This window comes from Pseudomonas sp. 210_17 TE3656, from assembly GCF_054821965.1.
Genome location: NZ_JBTRBC010000001.1, coordinates 4,721,815 through 4,739,826, shown reverse-complemented (window position 1 = coordinate 4,739,826; position 18,012 = coordinate 4,721,815). Strand labels below are relative to the sequence as shown.

Below are 18,012 nucleotides of genomic sequence, written 5' to 3'. Positions count from 1 at the left end.
AAACATAACAACTCACGCTTAGTTAATAGCGAAAACCATTATCCAGGCATGACTATTATCGCGCTTACTTTTGAGTATTTTTTAAATCCGTTTAAAAAGAGCCTGCTCAACAACTGCCAATAACCTGTTTAAGCATGCGTTTGAACATTTCGATCTGCTCCGGCGAAAAGTCTGCAAAGACCCTGCCCTGCTGCTCGGAGGCTATGGTCCACAACGCTTCGGTTTGCTCGATGCCTTCAGCGGTCAGGCCAAAGCAGCCAGTGTCTCGATCCTCGACCAGGCCCTTGCGTTTCAGGATGTCCACCGATTGTTCAATCTCGCGCATGGGCATCGCCACCTCACGCTGCAAACCGTTCATGTCCAGGCCGCAATCATTCTCCAGGACCATGAGCATGCGCGCTTCACTGGTACGCAGGCCGCTGGCCAGTTGACGTGGCTGATAGTCGGCCTGGTAACTGCGTACAGCCTGGGTCATCAGGTAATAGAGGTTATGGCTCAGGCGGCCCTGGAAGGCGCTCTTGCCTGTACCTTCAGGACGCGATGCCAGACGCGGATGAGGCAGCACCGAAGAATAGGCACCCTGGTGATAGAGCAGCGGTGAACGACCGAAGTCGTCGAAGGCAACCACCTTGCCGATCAGAATCCAGTGATCGCCACCGTCGACCTGCTGGTGCATTGCACATTGAAAGCGCGCTGCACAGTCGCTGAACAGCGGCGCACCACCGGCACCCTCCTCGCATTCGATCCCGGCAAACTTGTCGTCCTTGGGCCGGGCGAACTGGTTGGACAAATCGATCTGGTCAGCCGCCAGAATGTTCACGGCAAAGTGGCTGGCATCGTTGAACACCTCATAGCTGGTGGAGCGCTTGTCGATGCTCCAGAGAATCAGCGCCGGCTCCAGTGAAACCGAGTTGAAACTGTTGGCAGTGACGCCGACTTTACGGCCGCCCACGGCGGCGGTCATGATCGTCACACCGGTGGCGAAATTACCCAAGGCACGGCGAAAAGCGCGCGGATCGAAGCCCGCATCTTGTTGGTCGGTCATGATGTCCTCAGTGCCGGGCGAACCCGGCAGGTCGATTCGGGAAAAAGAGTGAGGTCTTCAGACCATGCTTGGATCAGGCTCAAGGCCCATCAGCTCACGCCCGAGAATCTGGGTGCAGACGTCATAGTCGGTGTAGGCATGGGCAGCGGTCATGTGCGAGTCGCGCCACAAGCGCTGCAGCTCGTTGCTCTCCATCCAGGCCGTGCCGCCAGCGGCCTCGAACAGACGATCAACCGCCTGGACGCACATCTTCACCGCATAGCCCTGATTGGTACGCCAGTACGCCAGGGTTTCACGGCTGGGGTATTCATGACGCTCGCCATGTTCGGCGTGGTCGCGCCAGGTTTTCTCCAGGAAGGCACGGGCAGCCGCCACCTGGTGCGTCGACTCGGCCAGGCGCATCAGGGCCGGCGTCGCCGCACCGACATTGACGCCGGTGTAGGCCCGCACGCGGTTGCGGGTTTTTTCCTTGAAGGCCTCGAGCATGCGCTCGGCAATGCCCAGGCCGATGGTCGCAAAGCCGCTGGCGAAGTACGGACGATACGGGCTGTAGAAGATCTTGCTGTCCGGGTACAGACCGAAGCCGGCGGACTTGCCCTCCATCATGTCCTTGGCTTTCTGAATGCGGTGCTCGGGGACGAAGACATTGTCGATGGACAGGGTTTTGGTGCCGCTACCTTTCATGCCCATGGCATACCAGTCATCCAGGATTGTGTAGTCGCTGCGCGGCAGCACCGCGAAACAGTAATCCTGCGCGCCTTCGGCATTCAGGCGGCGGCAGCCGACAATGGCCCACTCGGCATGATCGCTGCCGCTGCTCCAACCCATCTGGCCGCTGAACATGACGCCGCCCTCGACCTCCTCGACCTTGCCGAACGGCGCAATCGAACTGCTGGCCGTGGCGTCCGGGTTGGCGCCCCAGATTTCATCCTGCAATTGTCTGGAGAACATCGCCAGTTGATGACTGTGGGTGCACAGCAGGCTCATGGCCCAGGCGGTACTGGCGCAGGCACCGGCGAGCAAGGCGATGCAATCGCAGAAATCCGGCAGGGACATTTCCATGCCGCCATAGGCTTTGGGCAGGAACGCGCGGTGCAGGCCGATGCCCTTGAGCATCGCGATGTTCTCGGCCGGGACCATCCGGTCCTTTTCGGCCTGGGCGGCGTTGGCGGCGATGACAGGGAGAATCTCCTTGAGTGCTTCAAGGAGCGGGGTTGGCTTTTTCATTGTTAGCGACCTTATTGTTAGAAATTCGCCTGGCTGGAGCGGTGTGCAGGCAGACGCTGAAATGGATTATGCGCAGCCCGGGCAACGGCAAAAATGGACATTCCGCACTCTGCATTGCACTTTTCATAGTCTTGATTGCGCCCAAGGCAGAAATGGCTTTGGTGTGCTTAAAAAATTGTTAACAAGACAACGAAACCAGTACCATAACGCCCCCATCCAGCACCGGAGCTGTACTCCGTCATGCGTCACTGGCCCAGCTCCCTGCGCGCCCTGCGCCACCGCAATTTCCGCCTGTATTTCATTGGCCATGCGATTTCCACCCTGGGTACCTGGATCCAGCAGGTGGCGTTGTCCTGGCTGATCTACCGGCTGACCGACTCGGTCGCCCTGCTCGGCCTGACCACTTTTGCCGCGCTGATTCCGCAATTGCTGGTGGGGCCGTTTGCCGGCGCCTGGATCGACCGCCATGACAAACGTCGGCTACTGATCATGGTCGAAGCCGCGCTCGCCCTGCAGGCGCTGATCCTCGCCGGGCTGACCGCCAGCGAGCTGATAGGTCCAGGGCTGATCGTGGCCATGGCCGCCCTGCTCGGCGTTCTCAATGCCGTGGACACACCGTTACGTCAGTCGTTGCTCAGCCAGTTCGTCGATGACCGCCAGGACCTGCCCAACGCCCTGGCCCTCAACGCGCTGCTGTTCACCCTGTCGCGTTTCATCGGCCCGCCACTGGCCGGGCTGTTGCTGGCGGTGGTCAGCGAGGCGGTCTGTTTCAGCCTCAACGCGGCGTCGTACCTGGCCCTGGTGATCGGCCTGGCCTGTGTGCGCCAGCTCCCCTCGCAACGAGCCAGCGGATCATTTCGCAATGTGTTCCGCGAAGGCATGCGCTACGCGCTGGACAACACGCAGGTGAAACAGCTGATGCTCAGTGTGATGGTGATCAACCTCACCGCCTCCAGCTACGTGGTACTGCTGCCGGTATTCGCCCGCGACATCTTCGCCGGCGATGCCCGCACCCTTGGCTGGCTGTGGGGGGCCGCCGGGTTGGGTTCACTGATTGCCAGTGTGGTCCTGGCCGGCAATCGCAACACCGCGCCACTGGGCCGATTCATTCTCGCCAGTGCCGCGGGCAGTGCGCTGGCGATGCTGGTGTTCGCCGCCAGCACCCAGCTATGGCTGTCACTGTTGGCCATGGCGGTGCTCGGGTTCGCGATCACCCTGTGCAACGTCGGCACCAACATCTTGCTGCAGAGCGAGGCACCCGAGGCCCTGCGCGGCCGGGTCGTGGCCCTGTATACCTCGACGCGCTTCGGTTTCGATGCCATCGGCGGCCTGCTCGCCGGCCTGCTTGCCGCGCACCTCGGAGCGCCTGCGGTGCTGCTGGGGGCCGGTGCGCTGTTGCTCGTTTACTGCAGCTGGGCAGCACGCCGTCAGCGGGTCAAGCACGGGTAAGGCGAAAGGCCAGGTAGGCAGCGATACAAAATAGCTACGAGCTTATCCATTTGGTGTGGTGACGCTGCCGGCCCCTTCCGCCTTTACGGCGGCCTACTTTCCTCTTGGGGAAAGTAGGCAAAGCCGCCTGCTCCTGCATCCGGCCCTACGCTGCGCTCCGGGTCCCTTCGCTACGGTGCCTTCCAGGGGCATCACGGCCTCCTGAAGTCGCAAAGTTACGGGTGGCGCCTGCATTGACGCATCTTCGAAATCAGATTCTGGCGGAGCCAGGCTGATGCCATCGCGGGGCAAGCCCGCTCCCACCGGGTTAATTGGTCTTCCAGTGGGAGCGGGCTTGCCCCGCGATATCGACCTGCCAGTTACATCGCACCGCGGGAAAATCCCGCTTCAAAATGTTGATCTTGATCTTCAAACACGCAAGTTCAGGCGCCACGGACTGCGACTTCAGGAGGCTGAGCGGAGGTGCCTGTAGGGGCCAGTGCGTAGCACCTTCGGCGTAGCCGAAGAGCGCGAGCCGTAGACTTGGCGAAGCAAGTCGTAGGCCGCGTGGCCCCGGAAGGTGCCGTAGCGAAGGGACCCGGAGCGCAGCGAAGGGCCGGATGCAGGAGCCAGCGGTTTTGGTTCCTTTTGCCAAGACAAAAGGGACCCGCCGTAAGGGCGGAAGGGGCCAGCAGCGTCACCACACAAAATGGATAAGCTCGCCCCCATAATTCCATGAAGACCCATAAAAAAGCCGCCCGAAGGCGGCTCAGTAAAGCAGAGAAAAACTCAGACCGTCAGCAACCACAGGCTCAGTCCCGGGAAGGCGACCAGCAAGGCGATACGCAGCAAATCGGAACACAGGAACGGCACGATCCCCTTGGCCGTTTCGCCATAGGGCACATCCCCAGCGCTGCGCTGGACGATAAACAGATTCATCCCCAGCGGCGGATGGATCAGCCCGATTTCCACCACCATCAGAGCGAGGATACCGAACCAGATCGACTTGTCCGTCTCGCTCATGCCGAAGAAATCCAGGCCCATGATCATCGGGTAGAAAATCGGGATGGTCAGCAGGATCATCGCCAGCGAGTCCATCACGCAGCCCAGCAGCAGGTACAGGCCAAGGATGATGATCAGCACCAGCATCGGCGCCAGACCACTGCCGATCACCCAGGCTGCCAGTTCGCCAGGCATCTGCGTCAGTGCCAGGCCCGAATTGAGCAGGTCGGCGCCGAGCAGGACGAGAAAGATCATCGCTGTGGTTTCGGCGGTACCGAGCATACTTGCGCGAAAACCGCTCCAGCGCATGCCCCCCTGGCACACCGCAAGCACACCACAGGCCGCCGCACCGATGGAGGCCGCCTCGGTGGGGTTGGCCCAGCCGCCGTAGATACCGACGATCACCACCAGGAACACACCGATGACCGGCGAAACGCTGACCAGCGCCTTGACCCGCTCGACCGGCGAGGCCTTGGGCGACACGGTCGCCTGGCTCTCATCCCGGGAAACCATGATGCGCAGCACGATCATGTAACCGACGATGGCCACCACGCCTGGCACGATGGCCGCAACGAACAGCTTGGCGATCGACTCCTGGGTCAGCACGGCATAGATGATCAGCGGCACCGAGGGCGGAATCAGAATGCCCAGGGTGCCACCGGCCGCCACGGTTGCCGTGGCCAGGCGTCCGGAGTAGTTGTGCCGGCGCAGCTCCGGCAGTGCCACGTGGCTCATGGTCGCGGCGGTGGCCAGCGACGAGCCGCAGATCGCGCCAAAACCGGCGCAAGCACCAATCGCCGACAGGCCCATGCCGCCCTTCCAGTGACCGATGAACGCCGCCGCACAACGGAAAATCGCCCGAGACAATCCACCATGGGTGGCGAACTGCCCCATCATCACGAACAGCGGGATCACCGCCAGGTCGTAGTTGGACAGCCGCGAATAGGCCAGGGAGTTGAGGGTGAACAACAGGCTCGACAGGTCACCGTCGTTGATTGCCCAGAAGCACGCCGCGCCGCCAATCAGCATGGTCACGCCGATATGCACCCGCAGTAGCAACAGCGAAGTGGTGATGCCAAGGGCAATCAGCCCCAATACCAGACCGCTCATGCCTGCCTCCCGGCTTTACCACAGATGTCCTGCACACGCGCCAGGGCGCACAAACCCAACAGCGCCAGGCTGGGGACGATGAGCAACAACGGAATCCACAACGGGAACGACAGCAGTGTGGTCGAATCGCCGAACTCGTGGCTTTCGAGCATCTGCAGCCAGGTGCGCCAGGCCAGAATCCAGGCTGCGGCGCAGCACAACAGATGACCGATGCAATCGAGGCTGTTGCGCACCCACGCGGGCAGCCAGGAGGTCAGCGCATCGACCTTGATGTGCGTACCGCGCAATTCGCACAGCGGTAGAAACGCAGCAATGGCAATCGCCGCGCCCACCTCCACCAACTCCATATCGCCCCGCACCGGCATGGAGAACAGCTTGCGCCCGATAATCGAGACGATCGACATGGCGATCAGGCCGACCAACAACACTCCGCCCGCCATGGCAAAGCCCTGGGTCACCCACAACAAGGTGCGGCGCACCCACCCGCGATGCTGCTCGGCATCAAATTCAATGGTCAGAGATTCCTGCATGGCGATTACTGCGCCAGGCCGGAGAGGCTGCGTACGTCCTGTACCAGCGCCTGGCCATCCAGGCCTTTGTCATTGGCTTCCTTGATCCACTGCTGCACCGCATCAACCGATGACGCCTGCATTTCGCTATAGGCTTTGGCATCGATATTGATCAAGCCAGCGGCTGGCGTTGCCGCATAGGCAGCATCCGAGGCCTTGTCCCAGGCCGTGGCGAAGCGCTCGGACAGCGCCTTGCCGCTGTTGCGCTCGATAATCGCCTGCAGGTCAGCCGGCAGGCTGTCGAACTTGCGCTGGTTCATCAGCATCGCCAGCACGGTGTAGCCAAATGCCGGCTGCCCGGCCGGGGTCACGCTGTGGTACTGGGTCACTTCGTCCAGCTTGGTTGCCGGTACCACTTCCCAGGCAGCCAGGGCACCGTCGACCACACCCTTGGAAATCGCTTCGGTCATCTGCGCCGGCGGCATGCTCACCGGCGTGGCGTCGAGACTCTCGACGGTTTTTGCTGCAGTACGGCTCGAAGCCCGCAGCTTCAGGCCCTTGAGGTCGGCCAGCGTCTGCACAGCCTTGCCGCGGGTATGCAGGCTCATGCCGCCATCACCGTGCACGACCAGCACCTTGTAGCCCTTGAAGTCGTCCTTGGCGTACTGCTGGTAGAAATCCCAGATGATCGCGTTACCCGCCTTGCCGCCGTAGGGCAGCACGAAAGGCAACTCCAGCGCCTCGACACGCGGGAACTTGCCTGCCGAATAGGCTGGCGCCGTCCAGACGATGTCGGCTACGCCATTACGCGCCATGTCGGCCAGCTTGGCCGGCGTCCCGCCCAATTGCATCGAAGGATAGAGCTGGCACTTGATGCGATCGTTGGACTCCTGACGCAGCTGCTCGCACCACGGTTCAATGATGTTGGCCTGGGCGTTTGAGGTGGATGGCAAAAAGTGAGCGACTTTGAGCGTGACCGTCTCGGCGGCCTGAGCCGACACCGCGCCCGCTATACCCAGGCACAGGGCAGCAATTGTGATTGTTTTCATGGTGTTAGCTCCGTGTTGTTGTTGTGGCCACGCTGGCGCGATAGCTGTGAGGAAGCGCAATACGTTAATAAGTTAATTTTTTCGCTGAGATTGTCAACCACTAAGCGTGCTGACTCAGCCGTGCGCGACTCATTCCAACGAGCTGAAAAAAGCGTTTTTACCGTTTAGATTCAATTATTTATCGACTAAAAACAGCTGAAAACCCGATCAAAGATCTTTTCTCAGCATGAAAAGGACTATTGTTAATAACTTAACAATATGGCTACATAAATTAGGCACGACCCAAGACTCAACGTCGTGTCGACAGCCAACACCAATCCTAGAGACAAGAACAATGATCAGGATTCCACGCACTACCCCGGCACTCGTCTGCCTGTTCGGTACCGCCTGTGGCCTCAGCCAGGTCGCCAACGCCGATTTTTTCAACGACACCAAGGCCAGCCTTGAAGCCCGCAACATGTACATGAACCGCGACTTCCGGCAAAGCAACGCACCCCAGGCCAAGGCCGAAGAATGGGCGCAGGGCTTCACCGCGCGGGTTGAATCGGGGTTCACCGAAGGCACCCTTGGCTTTGGTCTGGATGCGATCGCCGAGACCGCGATCAAGCTCGACTCCAGCCGTGATCGTCGCGGCACTGGCCTGCTGGCCTTCGGTGCCGAAAGCCAGGAACCGGAAGACACCTATAGCGAACTGGGGCTGGCCGCCAAAGTACGGCTGTCGAAAAGCGTGCTGAAAATCGGCACCTTGCAGCCTCAACTGCCGGTAGCCGCCTACAACGACACGCGCCTGCTCTCCTCCACCTATGCCGGGACCCTGCTCAACTCCCAGGAAATCGGCGGCTTGACCCTCAACGCCGGGCGCCTGGAAAAGATCAACCTGCGCGACTCGTCGAGCAACGACGAGATGAACTACAACGGTGTCGAAAGCGCCCACCTCGACCTGGCAGGCGGCAGCTACGCCCTCACCCCGGGGCTGATAGCCAGCTACTACTACGCGCAGATGGACAACATCTACCAGCAGCACTACGCCGGGCTGGTGCACAGCGCTACCCTGGCCGAAGGCATCACCCTCAAGACCGACCTGCGCTACTTCGACACCGGCGAAAGCGGCGACCACAACTTCCGTAGCGCCGCCCGGGTCGATGCAGGCCGTATCGACAACCGCTTCTTCAACGGCATGCTGACCCTGGGCGTCGGCGCCCACAAATTCGGGGCTGGCTACCAGAGCCTGTCTGGCGACGGCGACTTTGCCTTCCCTGGTCTGGACCCGTATTCGGTCAACCTGGTGACCGTCAACACCTTCACCAAAGCCGGCACCGACGCCTGGCAAGCCCGCTACGACTACGACTTCGTCGCCCTCGGCGTGCCGGGGCTGACCTTCATGACCCGTTACGTCAACGGCCGCAACATCGAAACGGCAAAAGTCAGCGGTGGCAAAGAATGGGAACGTGACACCGACCTGGTTTACACCTTCCAGTCCGGCACCTTCAAAAACCTCAACATCCGCCTGCGCAACGCCACCTTCCGCTCCAGCGCCGGCCTGACCTCGGATATTGACGAAAACCGCATCATCATCGGCTACACCTTGCCACTGTTGTGATACACACCACCGAAAAGCAAGAGCGCAGCGAATTGTGCTCTTGATCTTGATCTGCTCTTGATCTTGATCCACCCGCCCCGTTAACCAGTAGGGCTGAGTGGAGGTGTCGTGGAGGGGCTAGCGCGCAGCGCCTTCGGCGTTAGCCGAAGTTGCGAAGCGTAGAGTTGCGTGCAACTCGTAGCTCGCAATGCCCCGTAGCGGCACCGGAGCGAAGGGACCCGAAGCGCAGCGTAGGGCCCCTGGTGGGGCGAGAATTTTTTGCTTACTTTTTTTTTCGACTGAAAAAAAGTAAGCCGCCGTAAGGGCGGAAAGGTGACTCAGCGCCGCCTTGGCAAATGGATATGTCTGCAAATTCGGGGGCCCAATCGCGGGGCAAGCCCGCTCCCACCGTGGGCCTGCTCACACCGGACGTCAGATGGCCCGACTACGCAGCCGATACTCACCGGGCGTCACCCCTGCATGCCGCGTAAAAAACCGGCTGAAATAAGCCGGGTCCTTGAACCCGAGCTGGTAGCAGATCTCGTTCACCGTACTCCCGGTGAACAGCAAAAGCCGCTTGGCCTCCTGCATCAGCCGCTCGAACACCAGGCGTTTGGACGGCATATCGGCAATACGCCGGCAAACATCATTCAGGCGCGCCTCGGTAACCCCCAGCAATTGCGCATAACGGCTCAGCGGCAAATGCTCGAGGTAATGCGCCTCGATGTGCAGATTGAAGCGCTGGAAAATGTGCAGGTCTTCGCTGCGTGACGACTGCGCCGTCAACGACCGCGCCGACAAGCGCAGCAAGCTGATAAAAATCAGCCGCGTCAGCGCTTCCAGGCTCAAGGCGCGCCCGGGCTGGCTGCCCGCGAATTCACTGCGCAATTGATCGAACAGCAGATTCAGGCGTGCCACCTCATCGGCATACGCCTCATCCAGATCTCCCACCGCCACGCAGATCGGCGCAATACGCGCGCCAGCGGCCAGCCCGACACTGTCTTCCAGCAGCGGCCAGACCAACTGCTGACTGACCGTCAGCACATGGCCGTCACTGTGCGCATCGGTGACAAAGGCGTGAGGAATGGTCGGCGGCGTGAGGAAGAACATCGGCCCTTCCTGCAGGTAGCGCTGGTCATCGAGGTACACCCGCACCGTGCCGCTCTTGACGTAATGCACCTGGAAAAAGCGGTCATGGCGGTGCACCGGCATGTTACGGCCGAAGAAATCCGCCAGCTTGCCCAACGCCTCGTAATGCACCTGGGCATCGGCATAACGCTGATCGTAGGCCTGGCCGATATGGATGTTGGGGATGGGCGGCCGCACTGCCATCAGCACTACTCACTCTAGGTTGGCGGTCAGTACTTGAGCTGCTTCAACTCATTGAGCAAGCCAAGCAGCAGCTGCAGCTTGTCTTCGCCGAACTGCTCAAGAATACGCTGGTAATTGCGTTCCATATCCTCGCTCATCGACACGAAGCACTGCTGGCCCTTCTCCGTCAGCCCCACATGCACGCGGCGCTGGTCTTGCGGCGAACGCCAGCGGCGCACCAGGCCATCACGCTCCATGCGCGTCAACACGCCGGTCATGCTCGGCTTGAGGATGCAGGCCTGCTCGGCCAGCTGATAGCTCTCCAGCTCACCGTTCTGGCGCAGGATGCGAATGATCCGCCATTGCTGCTCGGTCAGGCCGTGCTGATTGAGCGATGGACGAAAAAAACCCATGGCCGCTTCACGGGCCTGCAGCAGGGTCAATGTCAGTGAGGGACGAGGTACAGGCATAGGGGAAACGGCGCTCCGGCCAAATAAAGAAAACACTGAACGATTTAAGCAACAACGTTGAGCCGACGCAAACCGGCGTTCTCAAGTCATGTGAGGGGATCCATGACTTGACCATCGTTAACATATTAATTATAACATTAGCATGTTAACAATTTCCCGGCGATTGCCCTCCCCACAGAGCATCGTCACCGCTATCAACTGGGGACTGCCCAGCCTGATCCAGGAGTGAAGCATGCGTCGCGCCACCAGCGAAATCGCCACAGGCAGCCTGTTCGGCATTGCCTTGAACTACCAAGGCCTGCTGCAAAGCCGTCTGGCCGAGTTCAATCAGCCGCCCTATCAGCAACCACCGCTCAAGCCGGTGCTGTTCATCAAGACCCCCAACACCCGTAACAGTGATGGCCAACCGGTAGTCATGCCAACCGGCGAGCGCTTGCAGCCAGGCCCGGCGCTGGGTGTGGTGATTGGCAAAGACGCCAGCCGCGTCAGTGCCGAGCAGGCCTTCGAGTACGTAGCCGGTTATGCGATCGTCAACGAGTTCAGCCTGCCGGAAGACAGCTACTACCGCCCTGCGGTGAAAGCCAAATGCCGTGACGGTTTCTGCGCATTGAGCAGCGAAGTGGTTGCCGTGAGCGAAGTGGCCGACCCGTACAACCTGACCCTGACCTTGCTGGTCAACGGCCAGCTTCGCCAGGAAAACACCACCGCCAACTTCGTGCGCAGCATCCCCCAGCTGATCGCCGAACTCAGCGAGTTCATGACCCTGCACGCCGGTGACGTGCTGATCACCGGCACGCCGGAAGGCCGTGTCGATGTGCAGCCAGGCGACCAGGTAGTCGTCGAAATCAGCGGCCTGGGCCGCCTGACCAACACCGTTGTGGCGGAATAAGGAGACAGCCATGAAACACGCCCGCATCCGCTACGAGAATCAGGTTCATGCCGTCACCGTTGAAGCCGACAACGCCGTGCGCCTGGCAGACGGCCGCTTGCTCGCTGAAAACGCCGTGCAATGGCTGCCGCCTGCCGAGGGCAGCATGTTCGCCCTCGGCCTGAACTACGCCGACCATGCCGCCGAGCTGGCCTTCAAGGCGCCGACCGAGCCGCTGGCATTCATCAAGTCGCCCGGCACCTACACCGGCCACAACCAGGTCACCTGGCGCCCGGACAACGTCAAGTACATGCACTACGAGTGCGAACTGGTGGCGGTGATCGGCAAGCCGGCGCGTAACGTCAAGCGCGAGGATGCCCTGAGCTACCTGGCCGGCTACACGGTGTGCAACGACTACGCCATCCGCGACTACCTGGAAAACTACTACCGCCCCAACCTGCGGGTGAAGAACCGCGACTGCACCACGCCAGTCGGCCCGTGGATCGTCGATGCCGCCGATGTACCCGATCCGTCGCAACTCAAGCTGCGCACCTGGATCAACGGCGAGCTGAAACAGGAAGGCAGCACCGCCGACATGATTTTCGACATCCCCTACCTGATCGAATACTTCTCCAGCTTCATGACCCTGCAGCCGGGCGACATGATCGCCACCGGTACGCCCGAGGGCCTGGCCGACGTCGTCCCGGGCGATGAAGTGGTGGTGGAAGTGGAAGGCGTTGGCCGCTTGGTCAACCGCATCGTCAGCGAAAGCGAATTCTTTGCCGCCCGCGGCTAACCCGGAACAACAGAGGCAAGCAAGATGATCAAGCATTGGATCAACGGTCAGGAAGTCGAAAGCCAGGACGTCTTCACCAACTACAACCCGGCCACCGGCGAAGCCATCGGTGAAGTGGCCAGCGGCGGCGCCGAGGAAATCAACCTGGCCGTGGCAGCCGCCAAGGAAGCCTTCCCGAAGTGGGCCAACACCCCGGCCAAGGAACGCGCCAAGCTGATGCGCAAACTGGGCGAGCTGATCGAGCAGAACGTACCGCAACTGGCCGAGCTGGAAACCCTCGACACCGGCCTGCCGATCCACCAGACCCGCAACGTGCTGATCCCGCGCGCCTCGCACAACTTCGACTTTTTCGCCGAGGTCTGCACACGCATGGACGGCCACAGCTATCCGGTCGACGACCAGATGCTCAACTACACCCTGTACCAACCGGTTGGCGTGTGTGGCCTGGTATCGCCATGGAACGTGCCGTTCATGACCGCCACCTGGAAGACCGCGCCGTGCCTGGCGCTGGGCAACACCGCAGTACTGAAGATGAGCGAACTGTCGCCGCTGACCGCCAACGAGCTGGGGCGCCTGGCACTGGAAGCCGGGATTCCACCGGGCGTACTCAACGTGGTGCAAGGTTACGGCGCCACCGCTGGTGACGCCCTGGTGCGCCACCCGGATGTGCGCGCCATCTCGTTCACCGGCGGCACCGCCACCGGGCGCAAGATCATGCAGACCGCCGGCCTGAAAAAATACTCGATGGAACTGGGCGGCAAGTCGCCGGTGCTGATCTTCGATGACGCCGACCTCGATCGCGCCCTCGATGCCGCGCTGTTCACCATCTTCTCGCTGAACGGCGAACGCTGCACCGCCGGCAGCCGCATCTTCATCCAGGAAACCGTCTACGACCAGTTCGTCGCCGAATTCGCCGCCCGCGCCAAACGCCTGATTGTCGGCGATCCGACCGATCCGAAAACGCAAGTCGGTTCGATGATCACCCAGGCGCACTACGACAAGGTCACCGGCTACATCAAGATCGGCATCGAAGAAGGCGCCAGCCTGCTCGCCGGTGGCCTGGAGCGCCCGGCCAACCTGCCGGCGCATTTGGCCAAAGGCCAGTTCATCCAGCCGACAGTGTTCGCCAACGTCGACAACAAGATGCGCATCGCCCAGGAAGAAATCTTCGGCCCGGTGGTGTGCCTGATCAAATTCAAGGACGAAGCCGAAGCCCTGCGCCTGGCCAACGACACCGAATACGGCCTGGCCTCGTACATCTGGACCCAGGACATCGGCAAGGCACATCGCCTGGCCCGCGGCATCGAAGCCGGCATGGTGTTCATCAACAGCCAGAACGTACGCGACCTGCGTCAGCCGTTCGGCGGTGTGAAAGGCTCGGGCACCGGTCGTGAAGGCGGCGAATACAGCTTTGAGGTGTTCGCCGAAATCAAGAACGTGTGCATTTCCATGGGCAGCCACCACATCCCGCGCTGGGGCGTGTGACGTACGGCTCGCAAGAGTGACCCGACCGGGTTTATAACCCGGTAAGGGTCGCCAGTTTCCTGCGTGCAGACCAATCACAAGAATCAGGCCCCTGCGGGCCACGCGAGGAGAAGTACCATGGGCAAAGTTGCTCTGGCTGCCAAAGTCACCCACGTACCGTCGATGTACCTGTCCGAACTGCCTGGCCCGCGCCAGGGCTTTCGCAAGGCGGCCATCGACGGCCATATCGAGATCAGCCGGCGCTGCCGCGAGCTGGGCGTGGACACCATTGTCGTGTTCGACACCCACTGGCTGGTGAACGCCAACTACCACATCAACTGCGGCCCGCACTTCAAGGGGCTGTACACCAGCAACGAGCTGCCGCACTTCATCAGCAACATGGAATACGAGTTCCCCGGCAACCCGGCGCTGGGCAAGATCCTCGCCGAGGCGTGCAATGCCTTCGGGGTGGAAACCATGGCCCACGATGCCACCACCCTGGCGCCGGAGTACGGCACCCTGGTACCGATGCGCTACATGAACGCCGACCAGCATTTCAAGGTGATCTCGGTGTCGTCGCTGTGCACTTCGCACTACCTGAACGACAGCGCCCGCCTCGGTTGGGCCATGCGCAAGGCGGTCGAGGAACAGTACGACGGCACCGTGGCGTTCCTGGCCAGCGGCTCGCTGTCGCACCGCTTTGCCCAGAACGGCCAGGCACCGGAATTCGCCACCAAGATCTGGAGCCCGTTCCTGCAGAACCTCGACGAACGCGTCATCCAGATGTGGGAAAACGCTGAGTGGGAGGACTTCTGCGCGATGCTGCCGGAGTACGCGGCCAAAGGGCATGGCGAAGGTTTCATGCATGACACCGCCATGTTGCTGGGCGCTCTGGGCTGGTCGAAGTACGACGCCAAGGTCGAAGTGCTGACCCCCTACTTCGCCGCTTCCGGTACCGGGCAAATCAACGCCGTGTTCCCGGTAACGCCACAGGATGGCTCGAGCCTGCCGCCAGCCCAGGCGTCCAACCCGGCCGACGTGGTGTCTACCAGCCGGCTCTGATCATCGCCCCGCACAGCGGCCGCTGCCCACACCGGAGCGGCCCTGTGCCGGTCTTTATGCAGGATAACCACCATGCCTCACCTGGTACTGCTCTACACCCCCGACCTTGAACAGCAAGCGGATATGCCCGGCCTGTGCCGGGCCCTGGCCGACAGCATGCTGCAGCAGCGTGACGAAAGCGGCAAAGCCGTATTTCCCACCGGCGGAACCCGTGTTCTGGCCTATCCCGCAGCGCACTGCGCGGTGGCCGATGGCAAGGGTGACTACGGTTTTCTCTACGCCAACCTGCGCATGGGCGCGGGGCGCAGCGCGGCCGTGCACAAAACCGTCGGCGACAGCTTGCTTGCGGTGCTGCGCACCTTCCTCGACGACATCCTGCAGCAGCGCCCGCTGGGCATCACCCTGCAGATCGATGAAAGCCCAGGCCAGGTCTACGACGGCAAACACAGCAGCCTGCATCCCCTGTTCAACAAGACTTCCTGAGGTTTCACATGCTTGACGCCACTCTCATTCAACAGGCCGCTGCCCGTCTCGACGCCGCCGAGCGTTCGCGTGAACAGGTGCGCCAGTTCTCCCTCGACTACCCCGCCATCACCATCGACGACGCCTACGCCATCCAGCGCGCCTGGGTTGCCGCGAAGATCAACAGTGGACGCAAACTGGTCGGCCACAAGATCGGCCTGACCTCGCGTGCCATGCAGGTGTCGTCGAACATCACCGAGCCCGACTACGGCGCCCTGCTCGATGACATGCTGTTCGACGAAGGCAGCGACATTCCCTTTGAGCGTTTCATCGTCCCCCGCGTAGAAGTCGAGCTGGCGTTCATCCTCGGCAAACCGCTGAAAGGGCCGAACGTGACGGTCTTCGACGTGCTCGATGCCACCGAATGGGTGATCCCGGCGCTGGAAATCATCGACGCGCGCATCCAGCAAGTTGACCCGCAAACCAAAGCCACCCGCAAGGTGTTCGACACCATCTCCGACAACGCCGCCAATGCCGGTGTGGTCATGGGTGGCCGTGCTGTACGTCCGACCGAAATCGACCTGCGCAAGGTGCCGGCGGTGCTCTATCGCAATGGCGTGATCGAAGAGTCCGGGGTTTCCGCCGCGGTCCTCAACCACCCGGCCAAGGGTGTGGCGTGGCTGGCGAACAAACTGGCGCCTTACGACGTCACTCTTGAGCCGGGCCAGATCATCCTAGGTGGCTCCTTCACCCGCCCGGTCGCTGCCAATTCCGGTGACACCTTCCACGTCGACTACGACATGCTCGGCAGCATCGCCTGCCGCTTCGTCTGAGCCCACTTGCGAGAAGCACTGCTATGGATATGCCCATCAACACCTTCAAACAACGGCTGAAGTCCGGCGAAGCGCAGATCGGCTTATGGCTGGGCCTGGCCGACCCGTATTGCGCAGAGCTGGCGGCCAATGCCGGTTTCGACTGGCTGCTGATCGACGGCGAACACGCGCCCAACGACCTGCGCGGCCTGCTTGGTCAGTTGCAGGCGGTGGCGCCTTACGCTTCGCAAGCGATCATCCGCCCGGTGATCGGTGATACCGCACTGATCAAACAGATCCTCGACATCGGCGCCCAGACCTTGTTGGTACCGATGGTGGAAAGCGCCGAGCAGGCCCGCGAGCTGGTGCGTGCCATTCACTACCCACCGAGCGGCGTGCGTGGGGTCGGCAGCGCCCTGGCCCGCGCTTCGCGCTGGAACAGCATTCCCGGGTACCTGGATCAGGCTGACGCGCAGATGTGCCTGCTGGTGCAGATTGAGAATCTCGAAGGCCTGGCCAGGCTGGATGAAATTGCCGCGGTCGAGGGGGTTGATGGCGTGTTCATCGGGCCGGCCGATCTCAGTGCCGCCATGGGCCATCGCGGCAACCCCGGCCACCCGCAGGTACAGGCCGCCATTGAAGATGCCATTGTGCGAATTCAGAAGGCGGGCAAAGCGGCAGGTATCCTCAGTGCTGATCAGAAACTGGCACGTCGTTACATTGAGCTGGGTGCGCGTTTTGTCGCTGTTGGCGTTGACACAACGGTGCTGATGCGTGGCTTGCAGACCCTGGCAGCCGACTTCAAGGACGCACCGCCACCGCCTACCAGTGGTGGTGGCGTGTACTGATCGCATTGCGGATGTTGTAGGAGCGGATTCACCGGGACGCCGGACCGCCGCGAAGGGGTGCGTAGCGGCCCCAAGATGGGACTGCTATGCAGTCCTTCGCGGATGAATCCGCTCCTACAAGGCTCATCAACCTGTGGGAACTTCAGGTTACCGGCCAAGTCTATAAAGCGCCTGAACCAACCCCAGCCGAACAGCGCTTCAGCCGAGTCCGCCCCCGATGCCCACCAAGAGTTTTCTGCCAGGTCTGGTCCTGGCGTTCTGCGCTGTCGCATCGCTAGGCTCGGTTGCTGCCGAGCGCAGAGCTTCCGCACACAGCAACAACGCATCAACCACCCTGATCGAAACCGCCTCGCAGCAATATGCAGAGGGCCAGCTGGACCAGGCCGCGGCCACGCTGGAGCGTGCGTTGCATATCCAGCCGAACAATCCCGCGACGCTGCACTACCTCGGTGTGCTGCGGCTTCAACAGGGGGAGTATCAGCAGGCTGAAACCCTGGCGGCGCGCTCCAACCTGCGGGTTGGTCGCAACGTGCAGTTACGCAACCGCAACCTGCAACTGATCCAGGCCGCGCAGCAAGCGCAGATTACGGGTACCCCACCCAATGCCGAACAGGATCGGGTTGCGGTACAGCAGGGGCTGAAAGAGCAAGCACAGGCAGAGCGGGAATCAGAACCGCAGAGGGTTGAAAGGCCGCAACCTGACGGAGAATTCCAAATGACTTCCGCCGCGCCACAACCCGCGTTCGACGCGATGGATATCCCTCGCGGCCATTGGCCACCACCGGGCAAATGCCGAATCTGGTTTGCTGATCGCCCGCCCGGGCATCAACCCGCTCCCGGTAGCTGCAAGAAGCTCAAACATCAGGTTCCGTTTGGAGCCTATCTGGTGGGTGGTTGAGTTTCTGAGAACACTGGTGGGAGCCCCCTGAATCAAGCCTTGGACAAAGCATGCCAATAACATTCATAATGA

17 protein-coding genes are annotated in these 18,012 nt (G+C 61.4%); 10 read left to right on the top strand and 7 right to left on the bottom strand.

The window, feature by feature from the left end:
* Nucleotides 1-106: 106 nt before the first annotated feature.
* Nucleotides 107-1,045: a p-hydroxyphenylacetate 3-hydroxylase reductase component gene (locus ACVI9W_RS22115; protein ID WP_461531202.1), complete on the bottom strand. Its 939-nt coding sequence runs from the start codon at nt 1,043-1,045 to the stop codon at nt 107-109.
* Nucleotides 1,046-1,102: 57 nt separating this feature from the next.
* Nucleotides 1,103-2,272 carry a p-hydroxyphenylacetate 3-hydroxylase oxygenase component gene (locus ACVI9W_RS22110; RefSeq protein WP_461531201.1) on the bottom strand — a complete coding sequence of 390 codons (1,170 nt, stop codon included), beginning with the start codon at nt 2,270-2,272 and terminating at the stop codon, nt 1,103-1,105.
* A gap of 240 nt (nt 2,273-2,512) precedes the next feature.
* Here ACVI9W_RS22110 and ACVI9W_RS22105 point away from each other — a divergent pair, with 240 nt between their 5' ends.
* Entirely contained in the window at nt 2,513-3,721 is a 1,209-nt protein-coding gene (locus ACVI9W_RS22105) for an MFS transporter (RefSeq protein ID WP_461531200.1), read from the top strand.
* 768 nt (nt 3,722-4,489) lie between these two features.
* Here the strand turns inward: ACVI9W_RS22105 and ACVI9W_RS22100 are convergent.
* Genes ACVI9W_RS22100 through ACVI9W_RS22090 form a run of 3 tightly spaced genes read right to left on the bottom strand, consistent with a single transcriptional unit; the run spans nt 4,490 to nt 7,370 of the window.
* Nucleotides 4,490-5,812 (bottom strand): TRAP transporter large permease, encoded by a 1,323-nt coding sequence (locus ACVI9W_RS22100; protein ID WP_157192062.1) that lies wholly within the window; start codon nt 5,810-5,812, stop codon nt 4,490-4,492.
* Nucleotides 5,809-6,342, bottom strand: a complete 534-nt coding sequence (locus tag ACVI9W_RS22095; protein WP_461531199.1) for a TRAP transporter small permease — start codon at nt 6,340-6,342, stop codon at nt 5,809-5,811. Before ACVI9W_RS22095 ends, ACVI9W_RS22100 begins: the two co-directional genes overlap by 4 nt.
* Nucleotides 6,343-6,347: 5 nt before the next feature.
* A complete protein-coding gene (locus ACVI9W_RS22090) occupies nt 6,348-7,370 on the bottom strand; it encodes a TRAP transporter substrate-binding protein (RefSeq protein ID WP_461531198.1) in 1,023 nt (340 codons plus the stop codon).
* A 334-nt stretch (nt 7,371-7,704) separates the two neighbouring features.
* Between ACVI9W_RS22090 and ACVI9W_RS22085 the strand changes: the two genes are divergently transcribed.
* Nucleotides 7,705-8,970: an OprD family porin gene (locus tag ACVI9W_RS22085; RefSeq protein WP_461531197.1), complete on the top strand. Its 1,266-nt coding sequence runs from the start codon at nt 7,705-7,707 to the stop codon at nt 8,968-8,970.
* 411 nt (nt 8,971-9,381) lie between these two features.
* Here ACVI9W_RS22085 and hpaA read toward each other — a convergent pair whose 3' ends face one another.
* Nucleotides 9,382-10,281, bottom strand: a complete 900-nt coding sequence (gene hpaA, locus ACVI9W_RS22080; RefSeq protein ID WP_422420534.1) for a 4-hydroxyphenylacetate catabolism regulatory protein HpaA — start codon at nt 10,279-10,281, stop codon at nt 9,382-9,384.
* Nucleotides 10,282-10,307: 26 nt separating this feature from the next.
* On the bottom strand, nt 10,308-10,730 hold the full coding sequence (hpaR, locus tag ACVI9W_RS22075; protein ID WP_157192057.1) for a homoprotocatechuate degradation operon regulator HpaR: 423 nt from the start codon (nt 10,728-10,730) through the stop codon (nt 10,308-10,310).
* Between the two features lie 232 nt (nt 10,731-10,962).
* Between hpaR and ACVI9W_RS22070 the strand changes: the two genes are divergently transcribed.
* The 8 genes from ACVI9W_RS22070 (at nt 10,963) to ACVI9W_RS22035 (ending at nt 17,940) form a co-directional block, all read left to right on the top strand.
* Entirely contained in the window at nt 10,963-11,619 is a 657-nt protein-coding gene (locus tag ACVI9W_RS22070) for a fumarylacetoacetate hydrolase family protein (RefSeq protein WP_461531196.1), read from the top strand.
* A gap of 10 nt (nt 11,620-11,629) precedes the next feature.
* Nucleotides 11,630-12,394 (top strand): fumarylacetoacetate hydrolase family protein, encoded by a 765-nt coding sequence (locus ACVI9W_RS22065; protein WP_461531195.1) that lies wholly within the window; start codon nt 11,630-11,632, stop codon nt 12,392-12,394.
* Nucleotides 12,395-12,418: 24 nt separating this feature from the next.
* Nucleotides 12,419-13,879 carry a 5-carboxymethyl-2-hydroxymuconate semialdehyde dehydrogenase gene (gene hpaE, locus ACVI9W_RS22060; protein ID WP_422420518.1) on the top strand — a complete coding sequence of 487 codons (1,461 nt, stop codon included), beginning with the start codon at nt 12,419-12,421 and terminating at the stop codon, nt 13,877-13,879.
* 117 nt (nt 13,880-13,996) lie between these two features.
* A complete protein-coding gene (gene hpaD / locus ACVI9W_RS22055; RefSeq protein ID WP_461531194.1) occupies nt 13,997-14,920 on the top strand; it encodes a 3,4-dihydroxyphenylacetate 2,3-dioxygenase in 924 nt (307 codons plus the stop codon).
* Nucleotides 14,921-14,992: 72 nt separating this feature from the next.
* Nucleotides 14,993-15,403 carry a 5-carboxymethyl-2-hydroxymuconate isomerase gene (locus ACVI9W_RS22050; protein ID WP_461531193.1) on the top strand — a complete coding sequence of 137 codons (411 nt, stop codon included), beginning with the start codon at nt 14,993-14,995 and terminating at the stop codon, nt 15,401-15,403.
* Nucleotides 15,404-15,411: 8 nt separating this feature from the next.
* The gene (gene hpaH / locus ACVI9W_RS22045; protein ID WP_461531192.1) at nt 15,412-16,215 is read left to right on the top strand and encodes a 2-oxo-hept-4-ene-1,7-dioate hydratase; all 804 of its coding nucleotides are present in this window, start codon (nt 15,412-15,414) and stop codon (nt 16,213-16,215) included.
* A 23-nt stretch (nt 16,216-16,238) separates the two neighbouring features.
* The gene (gene hpaI / locus ACVI9W_RS22040) at nt 16,239-17,042 is read left to right on the top strand and encodes a 4-hydroxy-2-oxoheptanedioate aldolase (RefSeq protein WP_461531191.1); all 804 of its coding nucleotides are present in this window, start codon (nt 16,239-16,241) and stop codon (nt 17,040-17,042) included.
* A 217-nt stretch (nt 17,043-17,259) separates the two neighbouring features.
* Nucleotides 17,260-17,940 carry a tetratricopeptide repeat protein gene (locus ACVI9W_RS22035; protein WP_461531190.1) on the top strand — a complete coding sequence of 227 codons (681 nt, stop codon included), beginning with the start codon at nt 17,260-17,262 and terminating at the stop codon, nt 17,938-17,940.
* Nucleotides 17,941-18,012 lie beyond the last annotated feature (72 nt).

What these genes read in the sequence shown, in the direction of transcription:
- ACVI9W_RS22100 (WP_157192062.1), bottom strand. Translation starts at nt 5,812, where the DNA reads ATGAGCGGTCTGGTATTGGGGCTGATTGCCCTTGGCATCACCACTTCG.
- ACVI9W_RS22095 (WP_461531199.1), bottom strand. Translation starts at nt 6,342, where the DNA reads ATGCAGGAATCTCTGACCATTGAATTTGATGCCGAGCAGCATCGCGGG.
- ACVI9W_RS22105 (WP_461531200.1), top strand. Translation starts at nt 2,513, where the DNA reads ATGCGTCACTGGCCCAGCTCCCTGCGCGCCCTGCGCCACCGCAATTTC.
- hpaD (WP_461531194.1), top strand. Translation starts at nt 13,997, where the DNA reads ATGGGCAAAGTTGCTCTGGCTGCCAAAGTCACCCACGTACCGTCGATG.
- hpaR (WP_157192057.1), bottom strand. Translation starts at nt 10,730, where the DNA reads ATGCCTGTACCTCGTCCCTCACTGACATTGACCCTGCTGCAGGCCCGT.
- ACVI9W_RS22115 (WP_461531202.1), bottom strand. Translation starts at nt 1,045, where the DNA reads ATGACCGACCAACAAGATGCGGGCTTCGATCCGCGCGCTTTTCGCCGT.
- ACVI9W_RS22035 (WP_461531190.1), top strand. Translation starts at nt 17,260, where the DNA reads ATGCCCACCAAGAGTTTTCTGCCAGGTCTGGTCCTGGCGTTCTGCGCT.
- ACVI9W_RS22050 (WP_461531193.1), top strand. Translation starts at nt 14,993, where the DNA reads ATGCCTCACCTGGTACTGCTCTACACCCCCGACCTTGAACAGCAAGCG.
- ACVI9W_RS22110 (WP_461531201.1), bottom strand. Translation starts at nt 2,272, where the DNA reads ATGAAAAAGCCAACCCCGCTCCTTGAAGCACTCAAGGAGATTCTCCCT.
- hpaE (WP_422420518.1), top strand. Translation starts at nt 12,419, where the DNA reads ATGATCAAGCATTGGATCAACGGTCAGGAAGTCGAAAGCCAGGACGTC.
- hpaA (WP_422420534.1), bottom strand. Translation starts at nt 10,281, where the DNA reads ATGGCAGTGCGGCCGCCCATCCCCAACATCCATATCGGCCAGGCCTAC.
- ACVI9W_RS22065 (WP_461531195.1), top strand. Translation starts at nt 11,630, where the DNA reads ATGAAACACGCCCGCATCCGCTACGAGAATCAGGTTCATGCCGTCACC.
- hpaH (WP_461531192.1), top strand. Translation starts at nt 15,412, where the DNA reads ATGCTTGACGCCACTCTCATTCAACAGGCCGCTGCCCGTCTCGACGCC.
- ACVI9W_RS22070 (WP_461531196.1), top strand. Translation starts at nt 10,963, where the DNA reads ATGCGTCGCGCCACCAGCGAAATCGCCACAGGCAGCCTGTTCGGCATT.
- ACVI9W_RS22085 (WP_461531197.1), top strand. Translation starts at nt 7,705, where the DNA reads ATGATCAGGATTCCACGCACTACCCCGGCACTCGTCTGCCTGTTCGGT.
- ACVI9W_RS22090 (WP_461531198.1), bottom strand. Translation starts at nt 7,370, where the DNA reads ATGAAAACAATCACAATTGCTGCCCTGTGCCTGGGTATAGCGGGCGCG.
- hpaI (WP_461531191.1), top strand. Translation starts at nt 16,239, where the DNA reads ATGGATATGCCCATCAACACCTTCAAACAACGGCTGAAGTCCGGCGAA.